Annotated in this window: 21 protein-coding genes and 1 pseudogene; 12 read left to right on the plus strand and 10 right to left on the minus strand. The window is 67.0% G+C overall.

Annotated features, from left to right (window positions below; translation table 11 throughout):
- The first annotated feature begins 2 nt into the window (after positions 1 to 2).
- Positions 3 to 794 (plus strand): purine-nucleoside phosphorylase, encoded by a 792-nt coding sequence (locus ACWEIJ_RS01720; RefSeq protein ID WP_449835291.1) that lies wholly within the window; start codon positions 3 to 5, stop codon positions 792 to 794.
- Positions 791 to 2392, plus strand: a complete 1602-nt coding sequence (locus ACWEIJ_RS01725; protein ID WP_449835292.1) for a phospho-sugar mutase — start codon at positions 791 to 793, stop codon at positions 2390 to 2392. The genes ACWEIJ_RS01720 and ACWEIJ_RS01725 overlap by 4 nt, the downstream gene beginning before the upstream one ends.
- Positions 2393 to 2396: 4 nt before the next feature.
- Here the strand turns inward: ACWEIJ_RS01725 and ACWEIJ_RS01730 are convergent, their stop codons facing one another.
- Both ACWEIJ_RS01730 and ACWEIJ_RS01735 read right to left on the minus strand, forming a co-directional pair.
- Positions 2397 to 2732 carry a hypothetical protein gene (locus tag ACWEIJ_RS01730; protein WP_449835293.1) on the minus strand — a complete coding sequence of 112 codons (336 nt, stop codon included), beginning with the start codon at positions 2730 to 2732 and terminating at the stop codon, positions 2397 to 2399.
- Positions 2733 to 2753: 21 nt separating this feature from the next.
- On the minus strand, positions 2754 to 3380 hold the full coding sequence (locus ACWEIJ_RS01735) for a class I SAM-dependent methyltransferase (RefSeq protein WP_449835294.1): 627 nt from the start codon (positions 3378 to 3380) through the stop codon (positions 2754 to 2756).
- Positions 3381 to 3400: 20 nt separating this feature from the next.
- On the opposite strand from ACWEIJ_RS01735, the gene ACWEIJ_RS01740 reads away from it, so the two are divergent.
- The 3 genes and pseudogenes from ACWEIJ_RS01740 to ACWEIJ_RS01750 all read left to right on the plus strand — a co-directional run bounded on the left by ACWEIJ_RS01740 (position 3401) and on the right by ACWEIJ_RS01750 (position 5009).
- The gene (locus ACWEIJ_RS01740; protein WP_449835295.1) at positions 3401 to 3868 is read left to right on the plus strand and encodes a hypothetical protein; all 468 of its coding nucleotides are present in this window, start codon (positions 3401 to 3403) and stop codon (positions 3866 to 3868) included.
- A pseudogene (locus ACWEIJ_RS01745) lies at positions 3868 to 4071 on the plus strand (flavodoxin family protein); the annotation flags it as partial. The gene ACWEIJ_RS01740 and the pseudogene ACWEIJ_RS01745, both read left to right, overlap by 1 nt.
- Before the next feature lie 536 nt (positions 4072 to 4607).
- Positions 4608 to 5009 carry a flavodoxin family protein gene (locus ACWEIJ_RS01750; RefSeq protein ID WP_449835729.1) on the plus strand — a complete coding sequence of 134 codons (402 nt, stop codon included), beginning with the start codon at positions 4608 to 4610 and terminating at the stop codon, positions 5007 to 5009.
- On the opposite strand, the gene ACWEIJ_RS01755 is transcribed toward ACWEIJ_RS01750, so the two are convergent.
- Positions 4999 to 6096 carry a helix-turn-helix domain-containing protein gene (locus ACWEIJ_RS01755; protein WP_449835296.1) on the minus strand — a complete coding sequence of 366 codons (1098 nt, stop codon included), beginning with the start codon at positions 6094 to 6096 and terminating at the stop codon, positions 4999 to 5001. The genes ACWEIJ_RS01750 and ACWEIJ_RS01755 overlap by 11 nt on opposite strands.
- 112 nt (positions 6097 to 6208) lie before the next feature.
- Here ACWEIJ_RS01755 and ACWEIJ_RS01760 point away from each other — a divergent pair, with 112 nt between their 5' ends.
- Genes ACWEIJ_RS01760 through amcA form a run of 4 tightly spaced genes read left to right on the plus strand, consistent with a single transcriptional unit; the run spans position 6209 to position 7972 of the window.
- On the plus strand, positions 6209 to 6514 hold the full coding sequence (locus ACWEIJ_RS01760; protein WP_449835297.1) for a hypothetical protein: 306 nt from the start codon (positions 6209 to 6211) through the stop codon (positions 6512 to 6514).
- Complete coding sequence (locus tag ACWEIJ_RS01765; protein WP_449835298.1) at positions 6511 to 6669, plus strand: hypothetical protein; 159 nt, start codon at positions 6511 to 6513, stop codon at positions 6667 to 6669. Before ACWEIJ_RS01760 ends, ACWEIJ_RS01765 begins: the two co-directional genes overlap by 4 nt.
- 32 nt (positions 6670 to 6701) lie before the next feature.
- The gene (locus ACWEIJ_RS01770; protein ID WP_449835299.1) at positions 6702 to 7787 is read left to right on the plus strand and encodes a radical SAM protein; all 1086 of its coding nucleotides are present in this window, start codon (positions 6702 to 6704) and stop codon (positions 7785 to 7787) included.
- Complete coding sequence (gene amcA / locus ACWEIJ_RS01775; protein ID WP_449835300.1) at positions 7721 to 7972, plus strand: multiple cyclophane-containing RiPP AmcA; 252 nt, start codon at positions 7721 to 7723, stop codon at positions 7970 to 7972. Before ACWEIJ_RS01770 ends, amcA begins: the two co-directional genes overlap by 67 nt.
- Here the strand turns inward: amcA and ACWEIJ_RS01780 are convergent, their stop codons facing one another.
- On the minus strand, positions 7973 to 8632 hold the full coding sequence (locus ACWEIJ_RS01780; protein WP_449835301.1) for a pentapeptide repeat-containing protein: 660 nt from the start codon (positions 8630 to 8632) through the stop codon (positions 7973 to 7975).
- A gap of 531 nt (positions 8633 to 9163) precedes the next feature.
- Between ACWEIJ_RS01780 and ACWEIJ_RS01785 the strand changes: the two genes are divergently transcribed.
- A complete protein-coding gene (locus ACWEIJ_RS01785) occupies positions 9164 to 9388 on the plus strand; it encodes a hypothetical protein (protein ID WP_449835302.1) in 225 nt (74 codons plus the stop codon).
- Here the strand turns inward: ACWEIJ_RS01785 and ACWEIJ_RS01790 are convergent.
- Genes ACWEIJ_RS01790 through ACWEIJ_RS01805 form a run of 4 tightly spaced genes read right to left on the minus strand, consistent with a single transcriptional unit; the run spans position 9385 to position 11390 of the window.
- Positions 9385 to 10305, minus strand: a complete 921-nt coding sequence (locus tag ACWEIJ_RS01790; protein ID WP_449835730.1) for an aldo/keto reductase — start codon at positions 10303 to 10305, stop codon at positions 9385 to 9387. The genes ACWEIJ_RS01785 and ACWEIJ_RS01790 overlap by 4 nt on opposite strands.
- A 47-nt stretch (positions 10306 to 10352) precedes the next feature.
- A complete protein-coding gene (locus ACWEIJ_RS01795) occupies positions 10353 to 10730 on the minus strand; it encodes a MerR family transcriptional regulator (RefSeq protein WP_355448874.1) in 378 nt (125 codons plus the stop codon).
- A 34-nt stretch (positions 10731 to 10764) separates the two neighbouring features.
- Positions 10765 to 11151 (minus strand): type II toxin-antitoxin system death-on-curing family toxin, encoded by a 387-nt coding sequence (locus tag ACWEIJ_RS01800; RefSeq protein ID WP_449835303.1) that lies wholly within the window; start codon positions 11149 to 11151, stop codon positions 10765 to 10767.
- A 32-nt stretch (positions 11152 to 11183) separates the two neighbouring features.
- Entirely contained in the window at positions 11184 to 11390 is a 207-nt protein-coding gene (locus ACWEIJ_RS01805; protein WP_030470728.1) for a ribbon-helix-helix protein, CopG family, read from the minus strand.
- A gap of 56 nt (positions 11391 to 11446) precedes the next feature.
- On the opposite strand from ACWEIJ_RS01805, the gene ACWEIJ_RS01810 reads away from it, so the two are divergent.
- Positions 11447 to 12070, plus strand: a complete 624-nt coding sequence (locus ACWEIJ_RS01810) for a TetR/AcrR family transcriptional regulator (protein WP_449835304.1) — start codon at positions 11447 to 11449, stop codon at positions 12068 to 12070.
- 38 nt (positions 12071 to 12108) lie between these two features.
- Here the strand turns inward: ACWEIJ_RS01810 and ACWEIJ_RS01815 are convergent, their stop codons facing one another.
- Positions 12109 to 13398: a glycoside hydrolase family 18 protein gene (locus ACWEIJ_RS01815; protein WP_449835305.1), complete on the minus strand. Its 1290-nt coding sequence runs from the start codon at positions 13396 to 13398 to the stop codon at positions 12109 to 12111.
- Positions 13399 to 13494: 96 nt separating this feature from the next.
- Positions 13495 to 14118, minus strand: coding sequence for a uracil phosphoribosyltransferase (gene upp / locus ACWEIJ_RS01820; protein ID WP_355448865.1), 624 nt, complete (start codon positions 14116 to 14118; stop codon positions 13495 to 13497).
- Between the two features lie 33 nt (positions 14119 to 14151).
- On the opposite strand from upp, the gene ACWEIJ_RS01825 reads away from it, so the two are divergent.
- Positions 14152 to 14763: a maleylpyruvate isomerase N-terminal domain-containing protein gene (locus ACWEIJ_RS01825; protein ID WP_449835306.1), complete on the plus strand. Its 612-nt coding sequence runs from the start codon at positions 14152 to 14154 to the stop codon at positions 14761 to 14763.
- Positions 14764 to 14766: the final 3 nt, after the last annotated feature.

Raw genomic sequence — 14766 nt, forward strand, 5'->3', positions numbered from 1 at the left:
CGGTGACTCCAGAAGAGCTGGCCGGCAAGGCCGCGGAACAGATCCAGAGCCGCACCGGCGTGGCGAAGCACGACATCGCGATCGTGCTCGGCTCCGGCTGGCGGCCCGCCGCCGACGTGATCGGTGAACCGGTCACCGAAATCCCCGTCGGTGAGCTGGAGGGCTTCGAGGCGCCGACCGCGCTCGGCCACGGCGGCACCATCCGTTCGGTCGAGGTGGGCGGCAAGAAGGTCCTCGTCGTGCTCGGCCGCACCCACGGCTACGAAGGCAAGGGCGTCCAGAAGGTCGTCCACGGCGTGCGCACCGCCGCCGCCGCGGGCGTGTCGACGATCGTGCTGACCAACGCCGCCGGTGGTCTGCGGCAGGGCATGTCGGTCGGGCAGCCCGTGCTGATCTCCGACCACCTCAACCTGACCTCGCTGTCGCCGCTGGTCGGCGCGCGGTTCGTGGACCTCACGGACCTGTACTCGCCGCGGCTGCGGTCGTTGGCCCAGCAGATCGACCCGTCGCTCGAAGAAGGCGTGTACGCGGGGCTGCCCGGCCCGCACTTCGAGACGCCCGCCGAGATCAGGATGCTGCGCACGATGGGCGCGGACCTGGTCGGCATGTCGACCGTGCTCGAGGCCATCGCCGCACGCGCCGAGGGTGTCGAGGTGTTCGGCCTGTCGCTGGTCACGAACCTCGCGGCGGGCATCACCGGCGAGCCGCTGAACCACCAGGAGGTGCTGGACGCCGGTGCCGCCGCGGCCGAGCGCATGGGCACGCTGCTGCGCGAGCTGGTGGACCGGGCATGAGCCTGACGCCGGCACTGCGTGACGCGACGTTCCGGTGGATCGCTGACGACCCCTCCGACGCGACTCGGACCGAGTTGCAGGGCGTGCTGGCGCGCGCGATGGGCGGCGACCCCGCCGCGGCGGAGGACCTGGCCGACCGCATGGCCGGGCCGCTGACGTTCGGCACCGCCGGGCTGCGCGGACCGGTCCGGGCCGGCACGAACGGCATGAACGTGGCCACGGTGGTCCGCACGACCGCCGGGCTGGCGTCGTGGCTCGGGACGTCCGGGCTGGTGTTCGTCGGGCGGGACGCCCGGCACGGGTCGGAGGAGTTCGCCACCGCCGCCGCCGAGGTGATGGCGGCCGCGGGCTTCGACGTGCGGATGCTGCCGGGGCCGTTGCCGACGCCGGTGCTGGCGTTCCTGGTGCGCAAACACGGTGCGGTGGCCGGGATCCAGATCACCGCGTCGCACAACCCGCCCGCGGACAACGGGTACAAGCTCTACCTGACCGGCGGCTCGCAGATCGTGCCGCCGTCGGACCGGGAGATCGAGAAGGCGATCGAGGCCGTTCCGGCGGCCGTGTCGGTACCTCGATCCGGCGGATACTCGGTCGTGTCCGAGGCCGACGTCGACGCCTACCTGGAACGGGTGGCGTCGTTGCCGCGCCAGAACGCGCGCGGGCTGAAGATCGCGTTGACGCCGATGCACGGCGTCGGCGGCGCGTTCGCGGTGGAAGCGTTGCGGCGCGCGGGTTTCACCGATGTGCACGTGGTGCGGTCGCAGGCGGTGCCGGACCCGGACTTCCCGACCGTGGTGTTCCCGAACCCGGAGGAGCCCGGCGCGTCCGACGAGCTGCTCTCCCTCGCGGCGTCGGTGGACGCGGATCTCGCGATCGCGTTGGACCCGGACGCCGACCGGTGTGCGCTGGGTGTTCGGGACGGCTCGACGTGGCGGATGCTGCGCGGCGACGAGACCGGCGTGCTGCTCGGGTCGCTGGTGCTGTCGACCACCGAGTCCGCGGATCCGTTGGTGGCGACGACGATCGTGTCTTCTTCTTTGCTGAAGTCGATCGCTGCCGCGCACGGTGCCCGGTACGCGGAGACGCTGACCGGCTTCAAGTGGCTGGCACGGGCCGGTGAGGGTCTGGTGTTCGCCTACGAGGAGGCGCTCGGCAACTGCGTCGACCCGGAGTTCGTGGCGGACAAGGACGGCATCTCGGCCGCCGTCGTGGCCGCGGACCTGGCCGCCGGTCTAAAGGCCTCCGGCCGCACGTTGCTGGACGCGCTGGACCAGCTGGCACTGGACCACGGCCTGCACCTGACCGACCAGGTTTCCTTGCGATACACCGATTTGTCGCTGATCGGCGCGACGATGGCCCGGTTGCGCGCCACGCCTCCCGAGGACTTCGCTTCGGAGGACCTGCTGCCCGGCGCGGACGTGCTGCGCTGGACGGCCGACGGCGTGCGGGTGATCGTGCGCCCGTCGGGCACCGAACCGAAGCTCAAGGCGTACCTGGAGGTCGTCGAGCCGGTCACGGACGGACTGGAGTCCGCCCGTGCGGCGGCTCGGCGACGACTGGACGTGCTGCGGGAACGGGTCACCGCACTGGTCAGCTAGCCGGTCAGCCCGACAGGGCGATCATCAGGCAGACCGCGGCGAGCGCGAAACCCCCGCCGGCCACCCAGAAAGCTCTGCTGGTCGGCGGGGCGACCGCGCTGCGGCGCCCCTCGGTGACCGCCGCGACGGCGATCCGCCCGAAGATGTACGCGATCGTGCAAAGCCCCACGCCGAGCCCGAGCAACATCGTGTTGACGTCCCACGGGCTGTGGTCGAATCCCGGCCACAGCGACGCGAAGAGGGGCCCGATCCCGATCATCCCGATGCCGATCGCAAGGCCGAAACCCCAGGTGATGCGACGCTGACGAGGACTGGTGGTCATAAGGGCGGTGGTCTTCATGGTCCCTCCTGTGTACACCCACTAGGACGCTTCACGGGTACCGGGGTTCCGTTTCCGCACCAACAAAAACGCCTGCGGCCCCTTCTCGTCCACGTCCTTCTGACGTTGCAGGCGTGCCACTTCGTTGAACCCGGCATCGGTGGCGTTGCGCACGGTTTCATCGATGTCGTGCCAGTAGACGTAGAGGTCCACGTCGTGGCCGTAGGCGTGCGTCATGTGGTTCTTCAGGTGGCCGAGCTTGAAGGCGTGCAAGAGGTGTCCGCCGGGCTTGAGCACCCGGTGGAACTCTCGCCAGGGCACCTCCTCGGCGGGCATGTGGACCGTGGAGTACCAGACGACCGCGCCGCCGAGGCTGTTGTCCTCGAGATCCAGGTTCGTGATGTCGCCCTGCGTGAAGTTCAGGTGCGGGTAGAGCCTGCGCGCCTCGTCGAGCATGCCGTCGGACAGGTCGACGCCGAACGCGTCCAGGCCCAGCTCGTGCAGGTACTGGGTGATCCGGCCGGTGCCGCAGCCGAGGTCGCCGACCGGGCCTTCCACCAGCTCGGCGAACGCCCGCATGATCGCGGCGTCGAGCGGGCGGCCGTCGTGCGCGTCCGGGACGAGGCGGGCGTAGCTGGCGGCGACGATGTCGTAGGAGGCGCGGGTCATGGTCATCTATGTTGCCGCTCATGGAGTACACGCGGCGTGACCTCGCCCAGGCCGTTCTCGACGCGCATCCCGACAGCCGTCGCGGGCTCAACATGTTCTACGGCGGGTTCAGCAACGAGATGAAGAAGCACCAGGTCAGGATGAGGGACGGCCTGCTGATCGCTTTCGGGGTCGACCTCGACTCGAACATGGCGATGAAGATGATGCTGAACGCCACCGTCAGGTCCAACGCGGCCATCACCGGGCCGATGAGCAACTTCGGCGAGGCCGGCCTGATCATCCGCAGGCTGGAGGGCAGCGGCGTCCTCGACAAGGTGGACGAGATCGACCAGTTGAACAACATGTCGAAGAAGGCACACCTCGACATCGTCGAGGAGTTGCTCGGTCTCATCGACTCCACGGTCGAGACGGTCACCACCGAGGACCTGATCGCGCTCGGCGTGAACGTGACGCCACCGAACCTCGATGACTACGAGATGGACTACTGATGGCGCGGCTGCTGATCGTCCACCACACGCCGTCGCCCGCCCTGCAGGCGATGTTCGAGGCCGTCGTCGCGGGTGCGACCACGCCCGAGATCTCCGGTGTCGACGTGGTCCGGCGGGCCGCGTTGTCCACAACCGCTGTGGATGTCCTGGAGGCCGACGGCTACCTGCTGGGGACGCCCGCGAACCTCGGTTACATGAGCGGTGGCAAGGCGAAGAAATAGCATTCACTGTTCGCCCTGGTCACGGCCACGCGGGAGCACATTCCGGCCCCGCGCAAGCTTTTCGGCAACCGTCCATGAGCTGGTACGACGCAGGGCCTCCGCCGCAGCTTTGAGATCGGCCGCTCCACCACGCTCGTAGACGCGGTGCAAGAACCGTAAGACCATCCACTTCGCGACGAGACCGGACCCAGTCGTCGCGATCACCGCGACAGCAGCCCACCAGATCGACATGGCACTCCACAACAACCAAGCCCACCTGTGAGCACGGAGGGCGATCGTTGTACAGCCATGTTCAGTTGAATCCCTCACAGGGAGGCTTCCCCACCCAGTCGCGTCGTCGGCTCACTCCTGCCCCATCCCACAAAAACAGGCGACGACACGACAGGTGCCCATTACGGACCCACCTGCTGACCGTCAGCCTATCGCGATTGCATCACGTCAACATCTAAGGAAGCCTGACCGGCGTGTCCAAGAGGCTGCTGATCGTCCACCACACTCCATCACCGAACCTGCAAGCAATGTTCGAGGCAGTCATCTCGGGGGCGACCGACCCGGAAATCCAGGATGTGGAAGTGGTACGTCGTCCAGCCTTGTCCACATCCGTTTCCGACGCGCTCGAAGCGGACGGCTACATCCTCGGCACGCCCGCCAACCTCGGCATGATGAGCGGCGCGCTCAAAGTGTTCTTCGATCTCGCCTACTACCCGTGCCTGGACGCCACGCGGGGTCGACCGTTCGGCCTCTATGTCCACGGCAACAACGACACGACCGGAGCGATTCGCGGTATCGAGTCGATCACCACGGGCTTGGCGTGGGAAAAGGTGACCCCGAACGTCAGCGTGACCGGCGAGCCGTCGAAGGGCGATCTACGCGCGTGCTGGGAACTCGGCGCGACGGTCGCCGCACAACTCATGCCCTGAGCAAGCTGTCCAGGAGGTTGAACCGGTCGTCTGTCCGCGCGGACGGCATCCGCGAGGCGAACTCTCGCGCTCGACTCAACGTGTCCCTCGCAGCGTCGAGGGCACCAACTCGTGCGTACGACTCCGCGAGCCACGAGAGATAGAGCGCCACCTCTCGCGAGTGTTCCTCCGGGTAGGTGGCGACAGCGGCTGAAAGCAGCGGTTCGGCTTGGCCAGGGTCACCCAGTTCGATCATGCAACGCCCGGCCATCACATCGATTTCGGCTCTGTTGAGCCAATAAACCCACTCGGGCTCTTCAATTCCAGGTGACCGCTGTTCGTACGCGTCGTCCACGGCATCGAGCACGCGCCGTGTTCCGTCGTGGTCCTTCGTCTTGGCACTCGCCCATGCCACCCGCTCCAACAGCAGCGCCCGAACGACGGGCGTGGCATCACGAGCACCCTTCACCGCAGACCGTGCCAGTAACAGCGCATCATGCGGGTCAGCCACGTTCGCAATCTGGTAGCTCAGCGACGAAAACAGTTGTGCGGCAAGGGAATCATTGCCTGCCTCGGAAGCCGCGGACACTCCACCGAGGTAGAGCCGCTGAGCATCCGCGTACTTACCCGCGTCCGATGCGACCCACCCACCGAGTTGGGCGAGTTCACCCGTCGCGGTCAGCAGCCTTCGTCCCGTGGCGTCGGAGTAAGAACCGTTACGCACCAACGATTCTGTCTCGGACAACTCTTGCCGCACAGCAGGCAGCAGGTCCGTACTTCCAACCACGTCGTCCAGGTGACGCAGCTCGACCACACGAGCTTCTACGGCGTCCGCAAGGGAGTCACCAACCCTGCGGCCGGAACGGCTCTGCACGGCAATCGGAGAGTCCGAGACAAGCCACTCGTGCGCGCGGCGCACCGGATCGCTGCCCAGCGGAACGCCAAGAGCCTGTTCGTAGGCGGTGACGACGTCCGGGAGTGGCCGGCGCTTGCCGTTCTCGATCAGGCTCAGGTACGGCTTGCTGTAGTGCGTGAGTTGAGACATCCGGGACAGGCTGAGTCCGGCCGTCTCGCGCGCTGCCCTGAGGGCAGCACTCAGCTCCGACACGCCCGCTCCCGGTCCGCGTTGTCAACTCTTGTAAACGCGTTGATCAGCATAAACATCGTTTGATCCCGGTAGGAACAGAGGCAGCCAGATCCACCGGGGAGGTTCACCCGCCATGAGCACGATCTACAACCCGTTCTCGCCTGAGTCGGTCGCGGTGAGCCGACTGACAGCGATTGGGTTCGTGGGTCGACGGCTCGGCGAGTTCGACGCGGAGCCGGAGAGCCTGGTCTTCATCCGCCAGCTCAAGGTGGACATCCGCGACCTGGTCCGCGTCGTCGGGCCGGACGAGTGCGAAGCAGTCCGCATGGTCGGCAGTTCTGTGGCGTTGCAGACCTACGGGTCAGTTGCTGAGGTAGTCGCCCGGATCGCGCTCACGTGGCCCGAGATGCCCACCGCCCGAGGAGTGGTGTCGGCATGAACTGGGGCTGGGAACAGACCATCGGCGCGATCCTCGCCGCACTCTCGTTCGCCTTCATCATCGGCGTCGTCATCTGGGATCAGCTCAAAGACCGATGGCCGTTCGTTTATCGCTTCCCGTGGACGTGGTGGAGGCGGCGACCGAGGCGCCGATAGCGCTCGGACCAAGTCACGAACGAGGGGGAATCTTGGATCAGCAACTCTTCCTTCGGCCGACCTCAGTCATCATGCAGCCGGAGACGCTGTGCAATCTCGACTGCACCTATTGCTACCTGCCGTTCCGGCACGAGCGGAACACCATGAAGCTCGCGGTCGCACAAGCGGTAGCCGCGTCAGTACGTCCGTGGGCAGCGTCCGGCACGGTCGAAGTGTGCTGGCACGGCGGAGAGCCGCTGGCCACCGGCCGAGCCCATCTCGGGCGGCTGATGGACGCGTTCGCGGGGATCGACGTCAAGCACGTGGTTCAGACGAACGCGACGTTGATCGACGACGCTTGGTGCGAGTTCTTCGCAGAGCGGGACCTACACGTCGGCGTCAGCATCGACGGCGCGCCCGCCGACAACACGAGCCGCGTAGACCGGCGGCAGATGCCCACGCAGGCAAAGGCGGTGCGCGGCATAGAACTTCTGCGCGCCCACGGTCACGAGGTCCACGCCATCGCGGTGGTGTCCGATCCAACGCCCGAGCGCGCCCGCAGGCTCTACGCCTTCGCCGTCGAGTGCGGGATCGCGCATCTCGGCGTCAACATCGAAGAGCAGGAAGGCGTCAACGTCTCCACCAACGCCCACCGCCAAGACGTCGTAACTGACTTCTGGACGACGCTCGCGGCGAGTTGGCGCGAGAACCCCGCTGTCCGCGTCCGAGAGCTTGAGAGGGCGCTCAGCTATGCAGGTGCGGTCCTCAGGCGTGACAGCGCCACGCATCGTGATGAGACGCTGTTCGATCCTCTGCCGACTGTTGGCCACGACGGCTCGGTAACCCTGATCTCGCCTGAGCTCGCGGGCTTCAACTCGAATCGCGGCACGTTCTCCAGCGGGAAACGTACTGCAAAACACCCTGGTCGAGATCATCGAGCAATCGACATCCGAAGACTCCTGGGTCTCCGAGTTCGCGCGGGGAGTCAAGGCTTGCCAGCTCACATGCCCGTACTTCGACTTCTACGGAGGCGGACATCCGGCCAACCGCTACTTCGAGCACGGCCGCATGGATGGAACCACGACCAACTACTGCCGGAACAGCAAGATTTCACTACTGGAGGGAGTGCTACGCCTTGACCAATCAACAGCTACTGGAGACCAGGATCCTGGAGTGTCGAACGACGCTCGTGGACCTGCTGACCAGGATCGGTCAGCTACCTACACGAATCAACGCTTTTGACAATGACCCCACGTGGGACAACGTGACCGGAGGCGGCGGATTCGACAATCGTCCCACGTGGGACAACTGGGACAAGAAGTAGTCAGTCCGCAACCGTCAGGCCAGCTTCCTTGGCGAACTGAGCACCGAGGAAGCTGGCCTGAACGGCTTCGATCTTCGCTCCTCGCAGGGTCAACAGCCCGCTGACGTCACTAAGCCGGGAAGTCGTGAGGTCACAGCCACCAGCGCGGGCGGCCTCAAATTCAACCTGAGGCACCTCACATTCATCGAAAACTACATTGGAAAGGTCTCCAACGAACACGGCTTCACGGAATGAGCATCGACGGAAGATGACAGCGTTCTTGACCTGATCAATCCTGAAGGTCGCGTAGTCGAACCGGCAGTCCTCCGCGTAGATATCCGAAGCTTGACCAAACGAGGCCCGAAGCCCGATTGCCTGACAGCGAAGAAAGTCCACCCTCCGCGCGGTCACATCAGCGAGGACCGCGTTCGCCAAGTTCACCTCCTCGAACCTGACGTCCGAAAGTTCGAGCGGAGCAAGACGCGATTCCGACAGGTCCACATCCGATACAAGCGACAAAGAAATGGAACCCTCACCGGTGACACCGGACTGATCGCCCTGCCCGACCCGCGCTGTTTCGAGTTCGAAGTCACCACGGAACACGACCACTTCGTCCGCAAGGTCTTCTTCCTCGAACGACGGCCGCTGAATCGTCTTGCCCGCGACTTTCAGGAACTCCATGCAGACACAGTAGCGCACCAAGCAAGCGTCAACGAAGTTGAACACAAAAGGCCCTCCGCGCGAACAATGTCGCACGGAGGGCTTAGCTCCGCTTTCTAAAGCAGGTAGATCAGCGGAACGAATTCTCGCGCTCGACTGACTCGGGCAAGGCTGCGCATCGCAACGGTGATCTCGCCGTACGCGGGCGTGAGCACCGGTCCCAGCTCCACCACTTCGAACCGGGAGAGGGTGCGGACGAGGCCGTTCGGGCTGCACGTGCACGGCAACAATGACACGACAGGTGCGGTGCGCAGCGTGGAGACGGCCACGACCGGGCTGGGGTGGGGTTAGAGAAGGCGACCCAGCACGTGGTGGTCACCGGTGAGCCGAGGAAGGCGCAGCTGGAGGCGCGCTGAGAGCTCGGGGCCACGGTCACGACGCCCCTTTCCGACTAGCCTCCACGCCGCCTGAGCAGGCGTTATGCTGAAACCAGAATATCGGTATTCACAATTCGACATAGACTCACCGGACGAACAGCGATCCACTTGGTGGATGTTGACCGCAGTCACCACCGCCGGCCTTCTCGCGCTGCTGATCCGCGCCACCGGCCGCGTCGCGATCACCTGGTTGGCGCTTCGCGGTACGAAGCCCGCGCAGCGGCCCGCGATCATCCGCGCGCTCAACAAGCGAGTTGTCCACATGAACCCAGGGTTGTCCACAGCTTCTTGTCCCCAACCTGTGGACAACCCTGGGGATAGGTTCGAACGTATGTTCTAGCGGCCGACAGCGCTCATGTCCGGGTAGCGGTCACCGGCCACCGCCGACGCGGGCACCGCGGCCTCGATCGCGGCCAGGTCGTCGGCGGACAGCGACAAGGCGGCCGCCGCGACGTTCTCCTCCAGGTACTTGATCCGCTTGGTGCCCGGGATCGGCACGACGTCGTCGCCCCGGTGCTGCACCCACGCCAGCGCCAGCTGGCCCGCGGTCACGCCGCGCTCGGCGGCGAGGGCGCGCAGCTCCTCGACCATCTTCAGGTTCGTGTCGAGGTTCGCGCCGGAGAACCGGGGCTGTGCGACGCCGCGGAAGTCACCCTCGCCGAAGTCGGCGGCCGAGGTGAAGCGGCCGGTCAGCACGCCGCGGCCCAGCGGCGAGTACGGGACCAGGCCGATGCCCAGTTCGCGGGCGGTCGGCACGATCTCGGTCTCGATGTCGCGCGACCACAGCGACCACTCGCTCTGCAGGGCCGTGATCGGGTGCACGGCGTGGGCGCGGCGCAGGGTCTCGGCGCCTGCCTCCGAGAGGCCGAGGAAGCGCACCTTGCCCTCGGTGACCAGCTCGGCCATCGCGCCGACGGTCTCCTCGATCGGCGTGTCCGCGGGCACGCGGTGCAGGTAGTACAGGTCGATCACGTCGGTGCCGAGCCTGCGCAGCGAGCCCTCGACCGAGGACCTCACGTACTCGCGGTCGCCGCGGACGCTGCGGGTGCCGCCCGGCTCGCGCACGATGCCGAACTTCGTGGCCAGGACGACGTCCGAACGACGGCCCGCGATCGCGCGGCCCACCAGCTCCTCGTTCAGATGCGGCCCGTACATGTCGGCGGTGTCGAGCAGCGTCACGCCGAGCTCCAGGGCCCGGTGGATCACCGCGATCGACTCCGCCTCGTCGCCGGCGCCGTAGAACTCCGACATCCCCATGCAGCCGAGGCCCTGCGGCCCGACTTCCAGCTGTCCCAACAAACGGCTCACGCCGTCGCCTCCAAGTCACGCTCGACCACCGCGTAGTGGTCGATCTTGTAGTCGAGCACCTCCAGGCACGTCTGCAGCTCCGCGATGCGGGAGCGGACGTCGTTGCGGTGCTCGACGAGGATCTGCTTGCGGCGGCCTGCCGTCAGGTCGCCGCGGTGCCTGAGCTGCGCGAACTCGCGCATCATGCGGATCGGCATGCCGGTCGTGCGCAGGCGCGTCACGAAGGCCAGCCAGCCGAGGTCCTCCTCCGAGTAGCTGCGGCGACCACCCGAGTCACGCGCGGGCGGGTCGACGAGCCCGATTCGTTCGTAGTAGCGCAAGGTGTCGATGGACAACCCACTGCGCTGCGCGGCCTGGGCTATCGAGTAACTCACGAGCTCGACGCTATGACCTAGAGCGCGCTCTAGGTCAAGCGGAATCCTTCGGGAGTCCCCACGCTTCGAGATGGCCCGCCATCTCCGGCACGTCGATCTTGTCACGGCCCAGGGCGCGCACGAGTTCGAGCGCGTCATCCTCGTCCGCGTCGATCCAGTACCCGTTGATGTCACACATCGTGACGGCGGAGACCCAGCCGAGCCGCCAGTTTCCCTCGACCAGGGGGCGGGTTCGCACGATCGAGTCGAGTAAAGCGGAGGACTTCAACCACAGCGTGTCGTAAGCCTCCACGCCGAGGACGGTGGCGCGGGGACGGTAGGCCGCCGTGTCCAGCAGACCGATGTCCCGGACGACGAGGTCGCCGCCGGTCACGGCCGTGGCCAGCACTAAGAGGTCCCCGGCGTCGAGGTAGGAGATCACGGCACCCAGTTGATCACAGAGGTCTGACAGTTTCAGGAAGATCCGAGCCTATCCAAAAGACCCCGGTACTTCGGCAGGACCCGCCCGAGCACCTCGCCGAGCTTCTCCTCCTGCTGCATGCGCTGGTAGCGGTCCGCGATCGCGAGACGCACGACCTCCTGCTTGGAGCGCCCCTCGGCCTGCGCCAGTTCAGCGAGCCGCAGGTTCTCCTCTTCGGTCAACCGCAAGGTCATCGCCATGCTCGCGACGGTACCAATGTGATACCACTCCGGCCAGCGGCCGTTAGGATTGCGTGATGCCCCGGCCCAAGACCCACGACGACGCTCTGCGGCGGCGTCTGCTCGAACGGGCGGGCGAGCTGCTCAGCACCGAAGGTCCGGCGGCGGTGAGCCTGCGCAAGATCGCCACCGACGTCAACACGTCGACCACGGCGGTCTATTCCCTCTTCGGCGGCAAACCGGCGCTGCTCGAAGCGCTCTACGACGAGGCGTTCAACCGGTTCGGCGCGCACCTCACGGCGGTGCCGGTCACCGACGACCCCGCGGAGGACCTGGTCCAGATCGGCCTCGCGTACCGGCGCAGCGCGCTCGCGGACCCGCAGTTCTACTCGGTGCTCTACTCGAAGGTCGTCGAGCCGACGAAGGCGATGAGCCGCGCGGCGGGCAGGACGTTCGCACCGGTGATCACCACGGTGCGGCGGGCGGTCGAGCAGAAGGTGTTCCTGGACGAGGACCCGGAGCAGATCGCGATGTCGATGTGGGGCATCGCGCACGGCCTGGTGAGCCTGGAGCTCAACGGCAACCTGCCGCCGGGCATCGACGCCGCCGCCACCTACGAGCTGGCGTTGCGCGCGCACGGCAGGGGGTGGTTGACGGAATCCGGGGAGGCGGCCGCCGCGAAACCTCCCCGGACCCGCTGAACTGTCCGGTCCGGACAGTCCGTCCTACTGGCGGTGCCCTATCTCAGGGCGCCGTCCAGGGCCTTGATCAGTTCGGCGTCGGTGGTGTCACCGTCGAGCGACCAGATCATCGCGCCGCCCAGACGACGGTCGTTGATGAAGCGAGCCTTGCGCTTCATCTCCACCGCGTCGTCGTAGGTCCACCACGTCGTGCCGTCGTAGATCCACGCGAAGCCGGCGCGTTCGTCGCGGTAGACCTTGTACTTGCCGTCGGCCAGCTTCGGCTTGAGGGCGTGGAAGTCCTCGTAGCCCGCCTCGTACGTGGCCGGCGCCGGCGTGCCCGTGCCGAACAGGCCGTTGCGCGTGCCGGGTGCGACACCGGTCCAGCCGCGGCCGTAGAACGGCACCCCGAGCACGGTCTTCGAGCGCGGCGCACCCCGCGAGAGCCACGCGTTGACGGTCACCTCGGAGCTGAACTCGGACGGCGACGGGTCGCCCTTGGGCACGCGCAGCGCGGACTGCTGGTTGGCCGGAGGCTCCCACGCGCCGTGGTAGTCGTAGCCCTGCAGCGTGCCGAAAGTGAGGTAGCAGAACACCTTCGCGGCCTCGAAGCCGCGGTCGACCTGCACCGGGTCGGCGGGCAGGAACGCGGTCAGGTCGCGGTTCCAGCCCAGCTGCCTGCGGTACTCGGCGAGCAGCTTGGTGAAGTTCTGCTTGTCCTCGGGGCGCACGACGTTGGGCGGCTCCATGTTGCCGTTGCTGGCAGGCCATTCCCAGTCGATGTCGACACCGTCGAAGATGCCCTTGGCGGCACCCGCGGGCAGGCCCGGCAGGTTGCCGTTGATCCACATGTCGACGCAGGACCTGACGCTCGCGGCACGCGATTCGGGCGTCAGCGCGGCGTTGGAGAAGTAGCGGGAGCCCGTCCAGCCACCGAGCGAGATGTTGATCCTCAGCTTGGGGTACTTGGCCTTGAGCTGCCTGAGCTGGTTCAGGTTGCCCGCGAGCTGTCCGGGTTCGTCGGCCTTGCCGCTGACGGACTGCTCGGCCGTGTAGGGCATCTGCCAGTCGGCCCACGGGTCGGCGCTGACGCACTTGCCCGACTCGTCGAGGAACCCGAAGGCGTAGTTGAGGTGCGTGAGCCGCGCGGCGGCCCCGCTGTCGACCAGGTTCTTCACCCGGAAGTTGCGGCCGTACACGCCCCACTGGATGAAGTACCCGACCGTGCGGGTCTTCGAGTACCCGTGGTGCCCACTGGTCTCGACATCGGCGTTCGCCGGCACTACGGCCAGCGACGCGGACAGGGCGCCGACCGCGAGAGCGGTGACACCCCATCTCCGTCTGGACATGTGTCTCCTCAAGAACGATCGCGGCAGCGGCGATGTGGTCCAGAGCACGTTAGCTCTGAGGTCTAGACCACTGCTACGTCCGATCGGAGGTATGTCCTAGACCGCCCCGTACAGACGGTCACCGGCGTCGCCCAGGCCGGGCACGATGTAGCCGGAGTCGTTCAACCGCTCGTCCACCGAAGCGGTGACGAGACGCACCGGCAGCTTCGAGTCCTCGAGGTGGTTGATGCCCTCGGGCGCCGCCAGCACGCAGACCGCCGTCACGTCCGTCGCGCCGCGCTGGGTCAGCAACCGGATCGTGTAGGCCATCGAGCCACCGGTCGCGAGCATCGGGTCGAGCACGAACACCGGGCGTCCGGCGAGGTCCTCGGGCAGCGACTCCATGTACGGCGTCGGCTGCAGCGTCTCCTCGTCGCGCGCCAGCCCCACGAACCCCATCTGGGCGTCCGGGATCAGCTTGTGCGCCTGGTCGGCCATGCCCAGCCCGGCCCGCAGCACCGGCACGAGCAGCGGCGGGTTCGACAGCCGGTAGCCGGTGGTGCGCGCGACCGGGGTGTGCGTCCGGTCCTCCGTCAGCGGCGCCTCGCGCATGGCCTCGTAGACCAGCATGACGGTGAGTTCCTGCAGCGCGGCGCGGAAAGCGGCGTTGTCCGTGCGCGCGTCGCGCATGGTTGTGAGTCTCGCCTTGGCGAGTGGATGATCGACGACGAGGACGTCCATGCCCGACACCGTAACCGCTGGGAGGAGCTAGGGGTGTTCGAAGAGATCTACCGGGAGTCCCGTCAGCGCACGGTGGGGCTCGCGATGGGACTGAGCCCGCAAGACCTGGCCCGCACGGTCCCCGCCTGTCCTGAGTGGACCGTGCACCAGCTGATCGCGCACCTCGCGGGTGGGGCCTCGGACTTCACCACCGGACGGATGGAGGGCGCGCCGTCGCAGGAGTGGACCGCGCGGCACGTCGCCGAACGCGAGCACCTCTCCGTCGTCGAGCTCCTGGAGCAGTGGAACGCCGACGGCGACCGCATCGACGCGCTGGAGCAGATCCCGTTCCAGCTGGCCGTGGACGCGATCACGCACGAGGCCGACCTGCGCGGGGCGCTCGGCCGCGAACGCCTGCCGGACGCGGTGTGGCAGCCCACGCTGACCTGGATGTTCGTGCGCCGCCTGCCGGAGGTCACCGCGAAGACGGACTTCGGCGAGTTCGGCGACGGTCCCGTGACCCTGGAGGTCGAGGGCTACGAGCTGTGGCGGGCGTTCTTCGGCAGGCGGTCCCGCCGCCAGATGGAGTCGTGGCGCTGGTCCGATCCGTCCCCGATCGAGAAGATCCCGTTCTTCCCCTCCCGCGCCACCGATCTGGTGGAGTGAACG

The organism is Lentzea sp. NPDC004789 (genome assembly GCF_053601075.1).

What these genes read in the sequence shown, in the direction of transcription:
- ACWEIJ_RS01725 (WP_449835292.1), top strand. Translation starts at nt 791, where the DNA reads ATGAGCCTGACGCCGGCACTGCGTGACGCGACGTTCCGGTGGATCGCT.
- ACWEIJ_RS01730 (WP_449835293.1), bottom strand. Translation starts at nt 2,732, where the DNA reads ATGAAGACCACCGCCCTTATGACCACCAGTCCTCGTCAGCGTCGCATC.
- ACWEIJ_RS01735 (WP_449835294.1), bottom strand. Translation starts at nt 3,380, where the DNA reads ATGACCCGCGCCTCCTACGACATCGTCGCCGCCAGCTACGCCCGCCTC.
- ACWEIJ_RS01740 (WP_449835295.1), top strand. Translation starts at nt 3,401, where the DNA reads ATGGAGTACACGCGGCGTGACCTCGCCCAGGCCGTTCTCGACGCGCAT.
- ACWEIJ_RS01750 (WP_449835729.1), top strand. Translation starts at nt 4,608, where the DNA reads ATGTTCGAGGCAGTCATCTCGGGGGCGACCGACCCGGAAATCCAGGAT.
- ACWEIJ_RS01760 (WP_449835297.1), top strand. Translation starts at nt 6,209, where the DNA reads ATGAGCACGATCTACAACCCGTTCTCGCCTGAGTCGGTCGCGGTGAGC.
- ACWEIJ_RS01765 (WP_449835298.1), top strand. Translation starts at nt 6,511, where the DNA reads ATGAACTGGGGCTGGGAACAGACCATCGGCGCGATCCTCGCCGCACTC.
- amcA (WP_449835300.1), top strand. Translation starts at nt 7,721, where the DNA reads ATGGAACCACGACCAACTACTGCCGGAACAGCAAGATTTCACTACTGG.
- ACWEIJ_RS01780 (WP_449835301.1), bottom strand. Translation starts at nt 8,632, where the DNA reads ATGGAGTTCCTGAAAGTCGCGGGCAAGACGATTCAGCGGCCGTCGTTC.
- ACWEIJ_RS01785 (WP_449835302.1), top strand. Translation starts at nt 9,164, where the DNA reads ATGTTGACCGCAGTCACCACCGCCGGCCTTCTCGCGCTGCTGATCCGC.
- ACWEIJ_RS01790 (WP_449835730.1), bottom strand. Translation starts at nt 10,305, where the DNA reads ATGGGGATGTCGGAGTTCTACGGCGCCGGCGACGAGGCGGAGTCGATC.
- ACWEIJ_RS01805 (WP_030470728.1), bottom strand. Translation starts at nt 11,390, where the DNA reads ATGGCGATGACCTTGCGGTTGACCGAAGAGGAGAACCTGCGGCTCGCT.
- ACWEIJ_RS01810 (WP_449835304.1), top strand. Translation starts at nt 11,447, where the DNA reads ATGCCCCGGCCCAAGACCCACGACGACGCTCTGCGGCGGCGTCTGCTC.
- ACWEIJ_RS01815 (WP_449835305.1), bottom strand. Translation starts at nt 13,398, where the DNA reads ATGTCCAGACGGAGATGGGGTGTCACCGCTCTCGCGGTCGGCGCCCTG.
- upp (WP_355448865.1), bottom strand. Translation starts at nt 14,118, where the DNA reads ATGGACGTCCTCGTCGTCGATCATCCACTCGCCAAGGCGAGACTCACA.